This is a genomic window from Campylobacter sp. (genome assembly GCF_017646085.1).
GTDB lineage: Bacteria > Campylobacterota > Campylobacteria > Campylobacterales > Campylobacteraceae > Campylobacter.
The window spans coordinates 1-14,446 of sequence record NZ_JAGCNF010000110.1 but is presented as its reverse complement, the minus strand read 5'-3'; the positions used below and the strand labels follow the sequence as shown (position 1 = coordinate 14,446).

The 14,446-nt window shown below is 32.2% G+C and carries 16 protein-coding genes and 1 pseudogene; 9 read left to right on the top strand and 8 right to left on the bottom strand.

The features are described from left to right. The 3 genes and pseudogenes from J6V67_RS06045 to J6V67_RS06035 all read right to left on the bottom strand — a co-directional run. A pseudogene (locus tag J6V67_RS06045) lies at window positions 1-1,238 on the bottom strand (hypothetical protein); the annotation flags it as partial. Between the two features lie 144 nt (window positions 1,239-1,382). Continuing rightward, on the bottom strand, window positions 1,383-1,871 hold the full coding sequence (locus J6V67_RS06040; protein WP_291860208.1) for a peptidylprolyl isomerase: 489 nt from the start codon (window positions 1,869-1,871) through the stop codon (window positions 1,383-1,385). Between the two features lie 20 nt (window positions 1,872-1,891). Next, window positions 1,892-2,599 (bottom strand): YebC/PmpR family DNA-binding transcriptional regulator, encoded by a 708-nt coding sequence (locus J6V67_RS06035; RefSeq protein WP_291860205.1) that lies wholly within the window; start codon window positions 2,597-2,599, stop codon window positions 1,892-1,894. A gap of 111 nt (window positions 2,600-2,710) precedes the next feature. Here J6V67_RS06035 and J6V67_RS06030 point away from each other — a divergent pair, with 111 nt between their 5' ends. Genes J6V67_RS06030 through lgt form a run of 5 tightly spaced genes read left to right on the top strand, consistent with a single transcriptional unit; the run spans window position 2,711 to window position 7,608 of the window. After that, on the top strand, window positions 2,711-2,914 hold the full coding sequence (locus J6V67_RS06030; protein ID WP_291860202.1) for a heavy metal transport/detoxification protein: 204 nt from the start codon (window positions 2,711-2,713) through the stop codon (window positions 2,912-2,914). Window positions 2,915-2,922: 8 nt separating this feature from the next. After that, a complete protein-coding gene (locus tag J6V67_RS06025) occupies window positions 2,923-5,067 on the top strand; it encodes a cation-translocating P-type ATPase (RefSeq protein ID WP_291860200.1) in 2,145 nt (714 codons plus the stop codon). 2 nt (window positions 5,068-5,069) lie between these two features. Next, entirely contained in the window at window positions 5,070-6,212 is a 1,143-nt protein-coding gene (locus tag J6V67_RS06020) for a DNA polymerase IV (protein ID WP_291860197.1), read from the top strand. A 42-nt stretch (window positions 6,213-6,254) separates the two neighbouring features. Further along, window positions 6,255-6,806, top strand: a complete 552-nt coding sequence (locus J6V67_RS06015; protein WP_291860194.1) for a hypothetical protein — start codon at window positions 6,255-6,257, stop codon at window positions 6,804-6,806. A gap of 22 nt (window positions 6,807-6,828) precedes the next feature. Continuing rightward, on the top strand, window positions 6,829-7,608 hold the full coding sequence (gene lgt / locus J6V67_RS06010) for a prolipoprotein diacylglyceryl transferase (RefSeq protein WP_291860211.1): 780 nt from the start codon (window positions 6,829-6,831) through the stop codon (window positions 7,606-7,608). Window positions 7,609-7,676: 68 nt separating this feature from the next. Here lgt and J6V67_RS06005 read toward each other — a convergent pair whose 3' ends face one another. Then, window positions 7,677-7,871 (bottom strand): hypothetical protein, encoded by a 195-nt coding sequence (locus tag J6V67_RS06005; protein ID WP_291860191.1) that lies wholly within the window; start codon window positions 7,869-7,871, stop codon window positions 7,677-7,679. 120 nt (window positions 7,872-7,991) lie between these two features. Here J6V67_RS06005 and J6V67_RS06000 point away from each other — a divergent pair, with 120 nt between their 5' ends. From J6V67_RS06000 to J6V67_RS05990, 3 genes are read left to right on the top strand one after another with little or no spacing between them, the layout of a single operon-like run. Then, on the top strand, window positions 7,992-8,534 hold the full coding sequence (locus J6V67_RS06000; RefSeq protein WP_291860189.1) for a hypothetical protein: 543 nt from the start codon (window positions 7,992-7,994) through the stop codon (window positions 8,532-8,534). Further along, window positions 8,518-8,964 (top strand): hypothetical protein, encoded by a 447-nt coding sequence (locus J6V67_RS05995; RefSeq protein ID WP_291860186.1) that lies wholly within the window; start codon window positions 8,518-8,520, stop codon window positions 8,962-8,964. Before J6V67_RS06000 ends, J6V67_RS05995 begins: the two co-directional genes overlap by 17 nt. 18 nt (window positions 8,965-8,982) lie before the next feature. Further along, window positions 8,983-9,438 (top strand): hypothetical protein, encoded by a 456-nt coding sequence (locus J6V67_RS05990; RefSeq protein WP_291860183.1) that lies wholly within the window; start codon window positions 8,983-8,985, stop codon window positions 9,436-9,438. Between the two features lie 85 nt (window positions 9,439-9,523). Here J6V67_RS05990 and J6V67_RS05985 read toward each other — a convergent pair whose 3' ends face one another. From J6V67_RS05985 to J6V67_RS05970, 4 genes are read right to left on the bottom strand one after another with little or no spacing between them, the layout of a single operon-like run. Further along, window positions 9,524-11,356 (bottom strand): primosomal protein N', encoded by a 1,833-nt coding sequence (locus J6V67_RS05985; protein ID WP_291860180.1) that lies wholly within the window; start codon window positions 11,354-11,356, stop codon window positions 9,524-9,526. Beyond that, a complete protein-coding gene (locus tag J6V67_RS05980; RefSeq protein WP_086224012.1) occupies window positions 11,353-11,712 on the bottom strand; it encodes a type II secretion system protein in 360 nt (119 codons plus the stop codon). The genes J6V67_RS05985 and J6V67_RS05980 overlap by 4 nt, the downstream gene beginning before the upstream one ends. Next, window positions 11,696-11,935 (bottom strand): hypothetical protein, encoded by a 240-nt coding sequence (locus tag J6V67_RS05975; protein WP_086224011.1) that lies wholly within the window; start codon window positions 11,933-11,935, stop codon window positions 11,696-11,698. Before J6V67_RS05975 ends, J6V67_RS05980 begins: the two co-directional genes overlap by 17 nt. After that, window positions 11,932-12,165, bottom strand: coding sequence for a hypothetical protein (locus tag J6V67_RS05970; RefSeq protein ID WP_086224010.1), 234 nt, complete (start codon window positions 12,163-12,165; stop codon window positions 11,932-11,934). Before J6V67_RS05970 ends, J6V67_RS05975 begins: the two co-directional genes overlap by 4 nt. A gap of 159 nt (window positions 12,166-12,324) precedes the next feature. Between J6V67_RS05970 and uvrB the strand changes: the two genes are divergently transcribed. Beyond that, a complete protein-coding gene (uvrB, locus tag J6V67_RS05965; RefSeq protein WP_291860173.1) occupies window positions 12,325-14,301 on the top strand; it encodes an excinuclease ABC subunit UvrB in 1,977 nt (658 codons plus the stop codon). Window positions 14,302-14,446 lie beyond the last annotated feature (145 nt).

Genomic DNA, 14,446 nt, shown 5'->3' with positions numbered 1-14,446 from the left:
AGTGTTTGACTAGATTTTTCTGATAAGCGCAACATTGCTACTGTTGCATCTCCTAGTTCATTTACACCATCAGCCATTTTGAGCAAGTAGTGTTTTAAGTTCTCATTTGAAGCTCTTTGAGTATAGTCATGCTCTGAGTATTTTCCAATTATTTTTACTATCTCATTTATATTTTTCTCAAGTGCTAAAGCCATATTATTTAATGTATCTTGCAATTGAATCATTAATGGTGAATCGCATTTACTATGAAGACGCACATCAAAACTACCTTGAGAAAGCTCTTTAAGAGTGCTTACTGTATCATTAATAAATTTGCGTTCTGAATTAATTTGTGTGCGTAAAATTAAGATATTTTGGTTAATCATCTTAGCAATTACGCCAAATTCATCTTTTGAACTAATATCGATAGTTTTACAATCATCCTTTTCATGACCTAAGAAGGCAAAAAATCCTCTAAGTCCGTCGCTAACTGGCTCAATTTGGGCTATCTTTTTACGAAGAACAATAGAACCAAGCACAATCACAATAATGTTAATAATAAACAATCCTAAAACAGCATCAAAATATAGCGTAGTTTTATCGATTTTAGATTGCACTTCTTGATCTGTTCTACTCTTAAGCATCACAAAAAACTCATCAATTGGCTCCATAATCTTAGCTTTTTCAATGTGATACTCTTTAGAATGAGTTAAATCAATTGCTAGACCTGCATCTGGCTGACCTATGATGGTGTATTGACCATTACTATCCATAAATTTACCCATTACCGCATTCATGGCTCTAGTTTCGATATTTACTAAGTGATTTGAGCGAGCCTCAGACTCTTTTAATTTATCTAACTCAGCTCTACTAAAGCCTAACGCTTCCATTTTTTTAGTCAAAGCAATTGTCTCGTTACTATCTGGACGAGGTTTTTGATTATTAACCTCTACAAAGTCCCAATAAATTCTTTCATAATTCATAGGTCTTGGAACTTTACCATTTCTAATATCTAATATAGTATTATACTGGTCAATATAGTGACTATCACCTGTAACGCTATAAGTACGAGCTAATCTAGTTAAATCATCAGAGCTTTGGCGAAGTTCATCAGCTAACATATATGACTGATATCTTCTCTCAGATGCTTCTATAAGCTCATCTTGTACACCAATCACCCCCAATAGAGCGACTAAATTTAAAACGACTACAGTAATAATCGCACCAAAAATAGCGTAAAATAAAGTAGTAAATTTCATATGCATCCTTAATGAAAGTAAAATTAAATCTAGATATAATACTAATATCGTAGTTAAATCCGACTTAATATTAAAATATATCAAAAATAGTTTAAATTAAATTCAGATTATCAGTAGCAATAATCTGAATCATTAAAAGATTAATTATATGCTCTCTTTAATCTCAATTGTAGTGATTTTATCACCTTGTCTAATAGAATCAAGCACCGCTTTACTCTCATCATTAATCAACTCACCAAAGACAGTATGTACGCCATTTAGATGTGGCTGAGCGCTATGACAGACGAAAAATTGACTACCACCTGTATCTCTTCCAGCGTGAGCCATACTTAAGCTACCTCTATTGTGTTTACGTTTTTGTCCTACGCATTCGCATTTAATTCTCCAGCCTGGACCGCCAATCCCGCTACCATATGGGCAACCACCTTGGATAACAAAATTTGGAATTACTCTATGAAAGTTTAATCCATCATAAAATCCAGATTTTGCCAAATTTGCAAAATTAGCCACAGTTTGTGGCGTCTCTTGTGGGTATAATTCAGCTATCATATCGCCTTTATCTGTTTTTATAACTGCGAATTTATATTTAGCTAACTCGCTAGAATCTATATCATATACTTTTAACTCTTCCATTTTTATCCTTTTATGTCTAATTATTCTATATTTGTATATACAGCTTGTACATCGTCGTCATCATCAAGCTTATCTAAAAGTTTTTCTATCTCACCAAGCTGTTCATCACTTAGGGTGATTGTCGAGTTTGGAATATATTGCAAACTACCTTTTTTTAATACTAGATTGCACTTTTCTATTCCATCGCTTAGCGTACCAAAACTTGTATAATCACCATATATCATCAAGCTATCTTCACTCTGTTCTAATAGCTCAAGACCATAATCAATAAGATCTAATTCAAGCTCTTCAAGATCACTAGATGGCATCTCGACTTCAAAAACCGCCTTGCGACTAAACATAAAGCTAAGACTTCCACTTGGCAATATCTCGCCACCGTTTTTATTAAATATAGCCTTAACATTTGCTACTGTTCTAGTGGCATTATCAGTCGCAGTTTCTACAATAATTTGCACACCATGAGCTGCCTTACCATCGTAAAATATAGTTTTAATATCGCTACTATCTTTACCGCTTGCTCTTTTGATTGCTGCATCAATATTATCTTTTGGCATATTTTGAGCTTTGGCTGTAGCTATTGCTGAGCGTAGTTTTGGATTCATATCTGGATCGCTTCCACCCTCTTTAGCTGCAACTGTGATAGCTTTGGCTAATTTTGGAAATAACTTGCTCATCTTATCCCATCTAGCCTCTTTACTAGCTCTTCTATACTCAAATGCTCGTCCCATTTTTGTCCTTTTGGATTTTATAAAGCGTAAATTATAGCAAAAAATCGTTAAATATTAATTAGCTATATAATTATATAATTTTTGAAATTCAAAATCAAAATAGGAAAAATTATGAAATTAGAAGTTAAAAATATTAATTGTCAAAGCTGTGTAAATTTGATAAAAAACTCTCTTGAAGATGAATTTGGCTATATAGATATCGATCTATCATGTGAACCAAAAATTCTTAAAATAGATATAAAAAATAGTGATGATAAAGCCAAATTTATAGATGAATTAAATGAGCTTGGCTTTGAAGTTATTAAAGAATTATAGGAATTTGCTTGAATAAAATTGAATTAAAAATTAGTGGAATGAGCTGTGTAAATTGTGCAAATTCTATCAAAAAATCAGCACTTAAAATCCAAGGAATAAAATCTGCAAATGTAGATTTTAACACTCATTGTGCAGTATTTGAATATGACCAAAATACTGATATAGAAGCATTAAAAAGTAAGATTATTAAGCTTGGTTTTGGTATTGTAAATAATCAAGATGAGCTTGAAAATGCTCAAAATAAAGAATTAAAAAATTACCAAAATAAATTTATAATCTGTTCTATTATTAGCGCTATTCTTATGTGGGCAGAGATGAGTAAATCAAACCATATGCCTATGTTATTTATGATTGCATTAGCTTTTGTTGGGGTATTTTACTGTGGATTTGGCTTTTATACTCATGCATTAAAAAGCTTAAAAGAGCGCAATTATGATATGAATGTACTTGTGTTTTTAGGCACATTCTCAGCATTTTGCTATTCGATTTTTGCTACAATTTTTTATAATCATATTCCGCAAAATTTAAACTATCTATATTTTAGTGGCGCAACAATGATTATTACCTTTGTCTTACTTGGTAGATATTTAGAGGGTAAAGCTAAAGCTACTGCATCATCTTATCTAAAATCTTTAATAAATTTAAGCCCAACTAAAGCCTTTATCATATCTAGTGATGGAAGCGCTAAAGAAATTTTAGCTAGTAATCTTAAAATTGGTGATATAGTTTTAGTAAAAACTGGTTCCATAATCCCATGTGATGGAATAATAGAAAATGGCGGTGCTGAGATAGATACTAGCGCAATTAATGGCGAAAGTATGCCAGTATATAAAAGCACTGGCCAGATGGTTTATAGCGGTACTCTAAACTGTAACGGCCATATATTAATCAAGGTTACCAAAAGTCAAAATAATACCCTACTATCCCAAATTCTAGATCTTATTCAAAACGCAGCCAGTAAAAAACTAGCTATCTCACGTATAGCTGATAAAGTAGCAAATATTTTTATACCTCTAGTAGTTGGTATTGCAGTGATTACATTTTGTATTTGGGCTGGTTTTGGTATGAAATTTAATGGTATTTTAAGTGCTATTTGTGTGCTTATCATATCATGCCCTTGTGCTTTAGGGCTTGCTACACCAATTGCTATAGTATGTGCTATATCACTAGCCCTAAAACACTCAATATTAATTAAAAATCCAATCGCCTTAGAGCAATTTAGTGATATTAAATTTGCTGTCTTTGATAAGACTGGAACCATTACAACTGGAGATATCAGCGTTATAGAAACTAACCTTAATAAAAACGACTTAGCTCTAGTAGCTAATATATCAGCACTTAATTCTCATCCGGTTTCAAATGCAATAGCAAACTATGCAAAAGAACTAATCAATATCAAATTTCAAAGTAAATTTGAGTATATTAGCGGACTTGGTATTAAAAGCGATAAGGTTTTAATAGGTAATGAAAGATTGCTAAATTTAAACTCAATACATATAAATGAGAGTCAAAAGATTATAATAGAACAAAAAATGGAAGCTGGATATGGAGTTGTTTTAGTAGCAATTGATGGTCAATTTAGCGGATATATAGCTATTAGCGATACTATCAAATCAAATGCAAAAGAGATAATAGATAACCTAAAATCTCAAAATATAACCCCAGTAATTTTAAGCGGTGATAGCTGTAAAATCAGTAATCTAGTAGCCAAAGAGCTTGGCATAGATATGGTTTATAGCGAAGTTTTACCGCAGCAAAAGTATGAGATAATAAAAAATTTAAAAAAATCAGGCAAGGTTATTTTTATAGCTGATGGAATCAATGATGCTGCTGCTTTAAAAGCTGCTGATATCTCTATAGCGATGAACTCTGGAAGCGATTTGGCTAAAAATAGTGCTGATATAATCTTAATGCAAAATAATTTAATTGGAGTTATAAAAAGTATAAATCTAGCTAAAAAAAGCAGTACGACTATAAAACAAAATTTAACTTGGGCTTTTGGATATAATGCGATTTGCATTCCAATTGCTGCTGGAGTTTTAGAGCCATCTTTTGGAATTCATATCACGCCTATGTGGGCGGCACTTGCTATGAGTCTAAGCTCTATTAGCGTAGTTTTAAACTCTTTAAAATTAAAACTAGCTAAGATTTAATCGTGTTTATCCATATAGATCTTGATGCATTTTTCATCAGTGCAGCTGCAACCGTAGATAAAAGCCTAATTGGAAAAAAGGCAGCAGTAGCAAGTGGAAATAAATTTGACATTTTTGGAGACTATCATGAATGCGGCATAATACTAAGTGCAACCTATGAGGCTCGAGCTATGGGGATAAGCTGTGCTATGCATTCAAGTCTAGCTAAAAAACTCTGCCCTGAGATAATTATAGTCCCAACAGATTTTGCGCTATATCATAAGCTTTCAAATTCTCTTTATAATCTATTGCTTAATTATACTGATGAAATTGAAAAATATAGTATTGATGAGTATTTTATAGATCTTACTGGGACAAGATTTAATAGCAATCCTTTGGAATTTGCTAATAAACTTAAATTTGAGATAAATAATAAACTAAACTTGCCTTGCAGTATAGGAATTGCCCCAAATAAATTACTAGCAAAGCTCGCAACCGATATAGCAAAACCTAGCAAAATATATCAAATAACTAGTCCAAAAGAGATAGAAAATCTACAAATTTGCAAACTTCCAGGAGTTGGTAAAAGCCTACACAAGAGCCTGCAAAAATATGGAATTACAACTATCAAAGATGCTATAAATGCTAAACATATATTTGATAAATTAGGCAAAAATGCTATAAATCTTTATAAATCTCTAAATTTACTCAATCAAGATAAAATTATTAAAAATCAACCACGAAAATCCCTAGCTATAGCTAGAAGTTTTACCCCAATCAAAAATAGAGATGATATAAATAAAAGATTAATGACCCTGTGTAGGCATCTATATTTTGAAGTAGCATCCCTTGCCCTAACCCCAAGCAAAATCGAATTAAAACTCCGCTATAAAGGACAAACGCAAGTAAGTATAAGCACTACTATTAATATTAATTTTACCCATAAATTTTTAGAAAGAATTACTAAAGAGCTATTTGTAAATTTAGATAAATTTAAAGAGTACGAGATAGACTATTTAAGTCTTTGTGCAGCTGGATTTGATAAAACACAACAACTATCATTATTTGATAATCAAAGCCCAAAAAATAGCAAAATAAGCAATGCCATAATACAAATTCAAAAAAAATATGGAATAGACGCCATCAAAAGCCTATCTGAGTTTTAAGCAAAATTTAGCTAAAATCAGTCAAAAAATTTAAGGAAAATAATGAAAGTAGCCGATGCATACTCTATGATTTGCTTAGTTTTTGCAAGCAATTTTGCTAATGCAATAACTGATGAAGCGATCAAAAAACTACAGCCAACTTGGATGATAAAAACCCAAAATCTAGAAAATCAAAAAGGTAGCGCCCTGCTAGCTAGAGCTTTAATGCACTGCAAAGCTGAGGAGATTGCTGCAGATTTAGATAATTTTAAAGTTGCGTGCTCACTCAAATTTTTTAGGCAAATTAGCGATGAAGAGATAGAGCATTTGTATAAACAGCTTAACTTTGATAAGCCATTTACTAACTTGCGTGCTACCCATGTTTCAAATATGTTTGCTTTGCTTAGCGCTATATTTAAAAATAATACAAATGAAAAAACTCATACAATTCTTGGAATGTATTTGGTTGATTTTTTCCTGCCTAGCTTGGTGTTATTTGCTAAATTTCTGCGTTATAATGCCAAAACTCCATATTATCAAGCTATGGGTGAATTTATAATGGATTTTATAAAAACTCTTAAGACAAATTTGGGGTTAAAAATTGACATTAAATAGCTGGAATTTAATCTATTTAAATATGAATCCAGTGGCATTTAGCCTATTTGGATTAAATGTACACTGGTATGGAATTATGTATGTTTTAGCCTTGCTAGTAGCACTTTGGATGGCTAAATTTTTTGTTAAAAAAGACAAACTACCAATCTCAAATTCACTCTTAGATAGCTATTTTTTCTGGGTAGAGATCGGTGTAATTTTAGGCGCTAGGCTAGGATATATACTCATCTACGATCCAAATACGCTTTATTATCTTACTCAGCCGTGGCAGATATTTAATCCGTTTATAAATGGCGAATTTGTCGGTATTCGTGGAATGAGCTACCATGGTGCTGTTGTTGGATTTATTATTGCGACTCTTTTGTTTTGCTATAAATTTAAGCAAAATATCCTTTTATATCTTGACCTTGTAGCAATTAGCGTGCCATTGGGTTATATCTTTGGTAGGGTTGGAAATTTCTTAAATCAAGAGTTAATTGGTCGTACTACTGATGTGAGCTGGGGTGTAGTAAGTGCAGGCGTATTACGCCATCCTAGCCAACTTTATGAAGCCATGCTTGAAGGATTAGTGATATTTATTATTTTATATTTTTACCGTGTTTATAAGAAATTTAACGGTGAATTAATTGCCCTTTATGCAATGCTTTATCCGATTATGCGATTTATTTGCGAGTTTTACCGTGAGCCTGATTTTGGTATTGGGTTTGTTGCTTTTGGACTTAGCATGGGACAAATTCTCTCTATTGTTATGTTTGGCTTTGGTCTTTGGCTATATATTTGGCTTAAGTGGGTAAAAAAGTAGCTTAGAGATATTCTACATTTATCCACTTTAAGCCCTTTAAGTTATCATTAAAAGTAAATATAATTAAGTTATCTATTTTTTAGTGATTCTTTTAATATATTTTTAATATCCCTAGTTATCTCATCTTCTTTCTCAATCATCTCATACAGTTTAAATCCAGCTTCGATAATTGCATATAACTCTGGCTTAGTAGTTCGCCATCTTTGTAGTGTTCTAGTAGTGGTGCGTAGTATTCGCGCTTTATCTTGCATAGTGTATTTCATAAATGTTAGATTAGCAGATTTGTATTTAAATAAAAATTCGGATATTATTTCATAATTTTATTAAAAATTTAGACTTAATATCTTATAATTTATATTGCTGACTTTACAAAAAGGATTAAAATGTTTAAGGTATTTAAATATTCCATTTTTGCTGGAGTGTTTTTGACTTTAACAGGGTGTGGAACAAAAATTGAAATCTTGCCAGAAATAGTTGAATCTAGCAAAGACCAACATATAATCTACGCTAAATTTGATAGCAATAAAACTTATATGAAAAAGTATCTCCCAAGTAATGTTATAATAAAAGATGACGCTACTATAAGCGTGGAATATAGTTTTGTCAACAATACTACTAAATCTAGTGTAAACGATACCAACTGGGCACAATTCGGTAATACATTTATAGGGCCTTTAGGCTTTTTGATTGGCGGATCGGTTACGGCAGGTCAAAAATCTCTATATCTTGGAGCTCAGTTAAAATTTTATAATAAAGCAAATGAGATTATTCTTGCTTCTTTATGCAAGATTGCAAAATCAGAAAGCGGATTTTCTAGTTCAAATTTAACAGAGTTAAGAGAACAATGTATACCTAGAATTCAACAAAATTTAAATGATCAGATAAATTTAAAATTTAGCAAAGGAGATTTTGATGTATTTAAATAATTTCGTTTTATATTCTATAATTTTTATAGCTGTAATACTAACAGGATGTGCCAAAAAAATATATCCAAACGGTGAAGATTTTAGTGAATTTCAAAAACCTATAAAAAATAGCTCAATAATATATATCTATACTTTACAAGAAAGAACTGGCCATGAAATGATTTTTATCAACGAAGATAAAAAGGATTATTTAATAGGTGATTTAGTATCTAAAAGCTATAGTATTGCGGAAGTAGAAGCAGACAAAGAGATAAAAATTTGGGCTGAAACAGAATCGATTGAATCTATAACAATAGATACCGAGGCTGGAGAAATATATTGTATTAAAGCTGATATTGGTGGTGGTATTAGAATATATCGTCCGACATTTGAACAAGTAGATTTAGAAACTTGTAAAGCCGAAATATCAAAAACCAAACTAGTTAGATGATAAAGTAAGGATAAAATAATGTTTATACAAAAAATAATCTCATCTTTGACTGTAATAGTTATTATTTTTAGCGGTTGTGCCGGTTTAGATTGGAAAAAATTTGATCATTTTCAAGAACCAAGCAATAGTGAAAATGCAATGATATATATTTATTCATGGCCTTCTGCAATTACAGTTAAACTTATGCCTCCAGGTTATGTTTTTATAAAAGAAAACGGCAAAGATGTATTATTGACTAAGTATCATATGAACTCATATATGAAAACTGAAATACCGGCAGGGAAATTTATCGAACTTTGGGCTTCATCTACGCCTTATATAATAAGACCTAGCGTAAACTTATTTATTGAAAAAAATAAAATTTATTGCTTTAAAGCGGATTATGAATCTAGTTTTAACATTACTCCAACTTTTATGCAAGTTGATATGGAAACTTGTCAAAAAGAAATTGCAAACTCAGGATTAATAGAATAATCTTTTCAAGCCTAGATTTCTAGGCTTGGTTTTATCTAAATTTATTTCAATGCCTTTAAATTTTGTTTTATAATAATAACTAAATTTAACTAAAATTCACTGGATCGATATCAGGTAAGGCACCATAATCTCTAGCAATTTTACTAGCCTTTAATAGCGGAGTATGAGTAGCAGAGCGTAAAAGTATCTGATAGCGGTGCTTAGATGCTATCAACTCTATAATGCACTTACCATACCCTACTATCTCTAGCTCGGTCATACTTTTTAATTTGTCTAAAATTTGCTGCATTTTACTTACAGCCTTAGATTCATCTTTATCTTCAATTTTAATACGTAAAAGCCTCATAAATGGTGGATATAACCCCTCTCGCATAGCCATCTCATCAGCAATAAAACGATCAAATTCATCCATATATTCAGCAAAAAACTCACACTTTAATCCCTGGATAATCACCCTACCATAGCTAGCACGCCCCGCGCGCCCCGCTACTTGCATAGCTAAAGCTAAGCTTTTGCTTCTAGCTTGATAATCGCTATAATCTAAATGCTCATCAAGCCCCATAATAATAGCAAGACTAACATTATGATAATCATGCCCTTTGCTTAACATCTGAGTACCGACAATTATATCAATTTTATATTCATTAAAATTTTTAAGAAGAGTTGTTAGTTTTTTTTGTGTAGTAATCTCATCACGGTCAAATTTTGCCACATTTGCAAGCGGAAAATACTCTTTAATCTGAGTGACTAACTCACTAGTTCCAATTTTACGAGACTCTAGCATATCGCTACTACACTGAGGGCAAACACTAGGAATCATACAAGCAAATCCGCAGTAATGGCATCTCATTGCCCTATTTTTTTTATGTAAGCTTAGGGCAATAGAACAGTATGGGCACTGCATACTTTGGCCGCACTTTTGACAAATTAGAAATTTAAAATTCGCTCTAGTTGGTAAAAATATTATTACCTGTTTTTTAGCCTGTAAGGCTTGTGAAATCTCACCTAAAATTAACTCATTTAATCCTGTTGGACTATGGTCATAGATATACTCTTTTTGTGATGCGTAAAATCTTCCTTTTAGCCTAAAATTTGGAAATTTAGCATAGCTATTTAGACTAGGAGTAGCACTTCCTAAAATGCATTTTATCCCCATTTTATTTGCAATATAAATAGCTAAATCTTTAGCATTGTAATATGGATCACTGTTGCTTTTATAACTCTCATCATGTTCTTCATCAACTACAATTAACCCCAAATCACTAAAAGGCAAAAATAGTGCTGAGCGTGCGCCTGCGATTAGGCGAATTTTGCCTTGACTAAACTCACTTAGCAAATTTTGCTTTTTTTTAGGCGTGATTTTAGAGTGCCACACACCTACGCTATCTTCAAAATATGCCTCTAAGCGCTCTTGCATCTGCGGTGTAAGAGAAATTTCAGGCATTAAAAATAGTGCTTGCTTACCTAGGTTTAAACACTCACGAATTAGGCTAATGTATATCTCGCTTTTACCACTTCCTGTATCGCCAAAAAGCAAACTAATAGGATTTTTTTTAATAAATTTAGCAGCTTCAAGCTGTAGAGGGCTTAAATTTGGCGCTTTGATAAAACTACACTTTGATTTGTCATAATGGCTAAAAGGTTCAAATAATCCTAATGAAACACCAATTTCGCAGGTATAGTAATAACTAATAAATTTAGCCAGTGTAATTTGTAGCTGCGTAAAGGTTAAATTTAACCGCTCAATAATTGGCAATGTTTTAAAATTTGGCTTTGGTACTGCTTTTATTATACAACCATTTTGAGTTTTATTTCTTAGCTTTATAGTAACTATTTCAAATTCATTTAACACGCACTGACTCTCATATGTAAGCGGAGCTAAATTTGCACCTATTATGGCAATCTCATAGTAGTTCATAGTTTTAGTTTATCGCAAATTTCTTGTGGGCTTAGACAATTTATAGTAGCATTGCTATCATAGCTAAATCTCACGCTATTATCAAAAACTAAATTTTGATTATCAATACTCCACTTGTGTAAATTTAACTCAGTTAAAATTTGCGAATTTAAAACTGGTTCTTGCACTTTAGCACTAAGTAAAAGAGCGGTTTTTTGGTGGAGAATATTTGCTTGAATTGTAGCTATATCGGTTTTGATTTTGAGTAAATTTGCATCATCTTTACTAAAAAATAGCCTTGGCACTGCTATTGCTAACAAAACACCAAGGATAATAATAACAAATGTTAATTCAATTAAGCTAAATGCTTTTATCATGAGTTAGGGCTTTGTCTATATTGCCAAGAATTGAGCTTAGCTCATTTTTTTGCTCATAATTTTCATAGCACTTTTGAATAAAGGCAGTAAGCAAAGCCTTGATAGTAAGGAGATTTTTATCATCCAAATAGTGTCGTAACTCCTCCTCAAAATAGTCAGCAAATTCATCATCTAGAGTAATATTAAAATCTTTACTAGCTATATTTAAAGAGATTTGTCTCATCGACCAAGCACAGCCTCAACTTGCTTTAATAAATCATCGCTAGCTAGGTCTTGATTTTTTAGCTCCTCTTCAAGTCTCATTATTTGATTTGATTTAGCTTCGTTTTGTGCTTTAACGCTAATTAATTCATTTCTTAAAGCCTCATTAGCTTCGCATACTTCTTCATATTTTAGCATCAGCTCAGTTACTTTTGAAGCTAGATTATTTAAAACCTTTCCGTTTTCTAACATTACAAATCCTTATTTTATGGTGATTAAAATGGATAATTTTATCATATTTTTTGTAAATATGGGCTAAATTTTAGCTATTTTTTAGCAATTTTAGTGTAGGAAATTTAAAATTTTGGTTAAATAAAAAATGGTAAAATCACTAAAAATTAAGGCAAAAATATGGACAAATTTGATTTAAATAGTAAATTTTCACCTAGTAAAGACCAGCAAAACGCCATTAATAATATTGTAAACGCATTTAAAAATGGCGCAAAGTATAGCGTATTGCTAGGCGTAACAGGTAGCGGCAAAACTTTTACTATGGCAAATGTAATAAAGCAGTTAAATATCCCAACACTAATAATGACGCATAATAAATCTTTAGCAGCGCAATTATATAGCGAATTTAAAGGATTTTTTCCTAATAATCATGTGGAGTATTTTATTAGCTATTATGATTATTATCAGCCTGAAGCATATATCCCAAGACAGGATTTATTTATAGAAAAAGATAGCGCTATAAACGATGAACTAGAGCGCCTAAGACTATCAGCTACAGCAAATTTACTCGAACACGATGATACTATCGTGATTGCTAGTGTTTCAGCAAATTATGGCCTAGGTAATCCAGCTGAATACAAAGGTATGGTTATTACATTAGAGCGTGGTATGCAAATAAGCCAAAAAGAGCTACTTTTAAAGCTAGTTGATATGGGTTATAAGCGAAATGATAGCTACTTTGATAGGGCTGATTTTAGAGTAAATGGTGATGTAGTAGATATCTATCCGGCATATTTTTGCGATGAAGCTATTAGATTAGAGTTTTTTGGTGATGAGATTGAAGAGATTTATCACTTTAACGCACTAGAGAATAAAAAAACTAAAAATTTAAATAAATTTATTCTATACGCAACAAGTCAATTTGTAGTCGGAGAAAATCGCTTAAAAGAAGCGATTAAGGGGATAGAAGCCGAACTAGATGAAAGGCTTAAATTTTATGAAAATCAAGGGCGAATGGTTGAGTATCAACGACTTAAGCAACGGGTTGAATTTGACCTAGAAATGCTAGCTACTACTGGAAGCACAAAGGGTGTAGAAAACTATGCTAGATATCTTACCGGTCAAAAAGCAGGAGAGACACCATACTCAATGTTTGATTATTTTGAGATGAATGGGCAAGATTATCTAATTATAATTGATGAAAGCCATGTTAGCTTGCCACAATTTCGTGGAATGTACGCAGGCGATAGAAGTAGAAAAGAGATCTTAGTAGAGTATGGATTTAGACTACCTAGCGCACTAGATAATAGACCGCTGAAATTTGATGAGTTTATAGCCAAAAAAGGGAAATTTCTCTTTGTCTCTGCTACGCCAAATGAGTATGAAACTGAGCTAGCAAACAATCATATATATGAGCAAATTTTACGCCCAACTGGCCTGCTAGATCCTGAAATTGAAGTAATTAGTAGTGATAATCAAGTTGAAGTTCTTTATGATAGAGCAAAAGCTGTAATAGAACGAGGCGAAAGAGTGTTAATAACTACTTTAACAAAAAAGATGGCCGAAGAGCTAACAAGATACTATCTAGAGCTTGGATTAAAAATCAAATATATGCACTCAGATATTGATGCGGTAGAACGCAATGAGCTAATACGTGGTCTAAGGCGTGGAGATTATGATATTTTAGTTGGGATAAATTTACTTCGTGAGGGATTAGATCTTCCTGAGGTGAGTTTAGTAGCAGTTATGGACGCAGATAAGGAAGGATTCTTGCGTTCTAAAACTAGCTTAATCCAGACAATGGGGCGAGCTGCTAGAAATGTAAATGGCAAAGTAATTTTATTTGCTAATAAAATTACTAACTCAATGCGTGAAGCCATTGATATTACCTCTGCACGCCGCAAATACCAAGATGAATATAATAAGGCAAATGGTATTACGCCAAAAAGTGCAAGTCGCAATATCGAAGATAGTTTAAAAGAGGATGATACTATAGAGCTTTACACTAAGGCTAAAAAGCTTGAAAAAATGCCAGCTAATGAGCGTGCTAAGATGATCAAGGAGTTAAGAGCTATGATGATGGAAGCTGCTAAAAATCTTGAGTTTGAAAAGGCAGCCGCACTGCGTGATGAGATTGCTAAGTTACGACAAATTTAATCATTATAATATTTATTGTTACTAGAAAATAAATAATTTTTAACAATAAACCTCGCAATGGCTAAGCATTGCGAGTAAATTTAAACCCAGAGATTAGATTTCTAGTCTCTTGGTAATTTAAGCTATTAAAGATTTAAATTTAATT